The sequence below is a fragment of the Hyphomonas sp. genome (genome assembly GCF_046313735.1).
In the GTDB taxonomy this organism is placed as follows: domain Bacteria; phylum Pseudomonadota; class Alphaproteobacteria; order Caulobacterales; family Hyphomonadaceae; genus Hyphomonas.
Window position 1 is genome coordinate 1 of sequence record NZ_JBKBXW010000066.1, and the last position, 3,727, is coordinate 3,727.

The following is a 3,727-nucleotide window of genomic DNA, read 5'->3' on the forward strand; positions in this document are numbered from 1 at the left end:
ATGGCAGGGCGGAGAACCTCGCTGCCTGCGCCGAGGAGCGTCGCGCCATGCATCTGGCCGGAGAGGCCGACGCCGCGCACATTCGCCCGCCGGTCCGGCGAAAGCTCGAGCACCGCGCGGTTGGTGGCGGCCCACCAGTCGGCCGGATCCTGCTCCGACCAGAGGGCCTGCGGGCGAGAAACCGTCAGCGGCGCGGCTGCCTGATCAATTACGTCACCGGTGTCATTGATAACGACCGTCTTGACGCCCGATGTGCCGATATCGATTCCGAGAAACATGGAGGGTCGCCCTGGCTCAGCTGCGGACCGGCGCCGCGTGCAGGGCAGCGGCTACCGCTTCGCGCATCAGCTTTGGCCTGTAGTTGGAATCATACAGTGTCGGGCGTTTTTCTACATCATCCTCGCGCGGCTCGAAATCCTGCAGCCAGCTATACTTGTCGACCATGCCCCACATCAGAAGCTCCTTGGTCTGAGGATAGGCGAGCATGATGTCGAGATAGTCCTTGGTGAAGCTGGCGATCAGCTGGTCGCGCATCTCGATATCCGGGCCGAGGCGCGTGTCGTTGACATCGAATTCGGTCAGCGACAGGTCAAGGCCCATGCCGATGGCTTCCTCGCAGAAGGCACGCCAGGCGCGCTGCTTGTCGGGCGTGAATTCGTCCGGCATGTCGTAATTGGAATGGCTCTGGATGCCGAACTTGGTCAGCGGGGCGCCGCGCGCGAGCAGGTCGCCCATCAGTTTCAGGACGCCGGCGCGGTGGTTCTCGTTGCCGGTCTCCCAGCTCATGTAATCATTATAGGCGAGCGCGGTGCCGGGGCTGAGCTCAGCCGTCTTGCGGAAGGCGTACTCCATGACATTCAGCGGGCCGCCCATGGCGCGGGAGAAAGATGTCTCGCGCAGTTCACCGGTCTTGTCGTCCACCGCCTCGTTGATCACGTCCCAGCTGTGGATGAAGGGATGTGCGCGGGTGACGACGCGGGTGATGTAGTCATCCAGCATCGCCTCGGCCTGAGCGGCGGTGTCGAATTCGAGTTCATTGACCCAGTCCGGGAACCAGCGCGGATGATGCCAGAGGACCGTGTGGCCGCGCATCTTCAGGCCGTTGTCTTGCGCAAAATTGACCAGCGCATCGGCGGGTTCGAAATTCCAGACATCCGGCTGCGGATGGATCGTGTACCATTTATGCTCGTTCTCGGCGACGATGACATCGCATTCGGCGAGGATGATGCGGACATAGTCCGGATCGGCAAGCTGGTGGTCGGCCATCGCCGAGCCGAACAGGAGGCCTTTGGTACGCGCGATGTCCTTCAGGGGCATCGGATCCACCGGGAACATCAACTCCGTCGCGGGGCGGCCAGCACAGGCCGCCATACCGGCGGCACTGGCAATGAGGCCCAGAGCCGTTCTGCGGGTCAGGTGAGTCATGGGTTTCCTCCTGTCAGAGGCCCGTTTTTCGCCTTGTTGCGACCGGGCCCAATTTTTTATGGTAACGCTATCATTTGCTGCTAACATGAAGCTTCGCGGTTCGTCCAGCCCGAAAAATGACGGACCCCGCCAGAGACTTGAGGACCGGTCTGCCGGTCCCTGACAGGAGGACAGACCCATGACCCGCCGCCACACCCTTTCCGCCGCCGCCAGCCTTTGGCTGGGCGCCGCCCTGCTGCTGCAAGCCTGCGGCGCCGCGCCGGATGCGCCTCAGACGGGCGAGGCCCCCAGCCGCGCCGTGTTCACGGACTTCGTCTATGAAGGCCAGGAACCAGACCCTGGCGCCTGGCCCGCGCCGGACGGCCAGTTCACCAATCCGATTCTCGCAGGCTTCTATCCGGACCCCTCAATCACCCAGGTGGGCGGGGATTTCTACATGGTCCATTCGACCTTCACCTGGTTTCCCGGTATCCCGGTCTGGCATTCGACCGATCTCGTCAACTGGACCCAGATCGGCAACGCCATCGACCGGCCGGGCATGCTCGACTTTGACGGCCTCGGCCTGTCGCGCGGCGTGTTTGCGGCGACGATCGATTATCATGAGGGCACCTACTACATCGCCAATACCTGCGTCGATTGCAGCGGAAACTTCATCCTGACGGCCAGCGATCCGGCCGGCCCCTGGTCCGACCCGATCTGGACGCCGCATGTCGGGGGCATTGACCCATCGCTGTTCTTCGGCGCCGACGGCAAGGTCTGGCTGATGAACAATGACGAGCCCGCCAGCGGCTCCACCTATGACGGCCACCGCGCGATCTGGATCCGCGAGGTGCATCCGGAAACCTTCGAGGCACTGAGCGAGCCGGTGATGATCCTCGATGGCGGCGTGCGCCCGGAAGAAAAGCCGATCTGGATCGAAGGCCCGCACATCTACAATGTGGATGGCTGGTACTATCTCTCCGCAGCAGAGGGCGGCACGGCGGTCGAACATTCGCAGGTCATCCTGCGCTCACGCGAGGTGACGGGGCCGTATGAGCCCTATCCCGGCAACCCGGTCATGACCCAGCGCGATCTGCCAGCAGACCGCCCGCATCCGGTCACATCCGTGGGCCATGCCGATTATGTCATCGACAATGACGGTACCTGGTGGGCCGTCTTCCTCGGTGTTCGGCCGTATGAGGGCGATTACTATAATACGGGGCGGGAGACCTTCCTGCTGCCGGTGAGCTGGGAGACGGGCTGGCCGGTGATCCTCGAACGCGGGGTCGTCGTGCCGCGCACCCTGCCGCGCCCGGCCCTGCCGGAAGCGGCAGCTGGGCCGCTGCCGACGACCGGCAGCTTCGGCGTATCCGAGGATTTCTCCGGCGAAGCGGCGAATTTCCACTGGATGACGCCGCGTGTGCCCAAGGAGGACTGGTACACGATGTCCGGCGGGCAGCTGACGCTGACACCCCGCCCTGTGGGGCTGGGGGATGAGGCGCAGCCTTCCTTCCTGGCGCGGCGCCAGCAGCATATGGCGGCCTCGGCGGAGGTCAGCGTGGCGTTTAATCCGGCAGCGACCGGCGATGAGGCGGGGCTCGCGGCCTTCCAGAGCGATGAATACTGGTTCGCGCTGGGGCTGAGCCGGGGCGCGGACGGCGCGCCGGCCGTTCGGCTGCGCCAGCGGGCCGGGGCGGACGCGCCGGCGGCAGGCGAAACGCTGGCAAATGTGGCGCTTGAGGCGGGCACATCCGAGGTGCGCCTCCGCTTCGAAGGCGACGGGGCGGAGTATGCCGCCTTCTGGGCCCTTCCCGGCGGCGACTGGCAACGCCTCGGCCCCGATCTCGACGGCAAGACCCTGTCGACGCGGCGCGCGGGCGGTTTCGTGGGCGCGGTGTTTGGTGTGTATGCGGAGGCGGCGCGTTAGGCTCTTCTCGTTGTTTTCGTCACCCCCGATGCGCGACAGCGCATCTGGGGGCCCATCTCCGGACATCGGCCACCGCACGACACAGTTGTTGATGGCAGGAGATGGACTCCCAGACCGGCTGCGCCGGTCGGGAGTGACGAGATTTATGGGGTTATGAGCTTTCCGACTGAGCCGCCCCTCAAGCCGGCGCATAAGTCCGGGCGTCGCAATTCTCCGCGATATAGTCCTCATGGCTGGGGATGTAGGTGGCCGAGGTGGCGACCGTGTTGCGGATGTTGGTCATCCGCGCCTCGGTCTCGGCCGCGTTCAGCACATCGGCGACGGGGTCATAGTCACGCGGGCGCAGGCCCTGCCCGATCATCACCGCGAACCAGCTGGTGTCGTTGAACAACTCGT

Annotated in this window: 3 protein-coding genes and 1 pseudogene; 1 reads left to right on the top strand and 3 read right to left on the bottom strand. The window is 64.9% G+C overall.

Annotated features, from left to right (window positions below; all coding sequences use genetic code 11):
* Both ACK4SV_RS16165 and ACK4SV_RS16170 read right to left on the bottom strand, forming a co-directional pair.
* The coding region (locus tag ACK4SV_RS16165; protein ID WP_409918872.1) for an FGGY family carbohydrate kinase at window positions 1-278 on the bottom strand (278 nt) is incomplete at its 3' end.
* Window positions 279-294: 16 nt separating this feature from the next.
* Window positions 295-1,425 (bottom strand): endo-1,4-beta-xylanase, encoded by a 1,131-nt coding sequence (locus ACK4SV_RS16170; protein WP_409918873.1) that lies wholly within the window; start codon window positions 1,423-1,425, stop codon window positions 295-297.
* Window positions 1,426-1,603: 178 nt separating this feature from the next.
* Here ACK4SV_RS16170 and ACK4SV_RS16175 point away from each other — a divergent pair, with 178 nt between their 5' ends.
* Complete coding sequence (locus ACK4SV_RS16175; RefSeq protein WP_409918874.1) at window positions 1,604-3,331, top strand: glycoside hydrolase family 43 protein; 1,728 nt, start codon at window positions 1,604-1,606, stop codon at window positions 3,329-3,331.
* Window positions 3,332-3,509: 178 nt separating this feature from the next.
* On the opposite strand, the pseudogene ACK4SV_RS16180 reads toward ACK4SV_RS16175, so the two are convergent.
* A pseudogene (locus ACK4SV_RS16180) lies at window positions 3,510-3,727 on the bottom strand (tryptophan halogenase); the annotation flags it as partial.

Coding starts and splice junctions, on each gene's coding strand:
- ACK4SV_RS16170 (WP_409918873.1), bottom strand. CDS start 1,425: ATGACTCACCTGACCCGCAGAACGGCTCTGGGCCTCATTGCCAGTGCC.
- ACK4SV_RS16175 (WP_409918874.1), top strand. CDS start 1,604: ATGACCCGCCGCCACACCCTTTCCGCCGCCGCCAGCCTTTGGCTGGGC.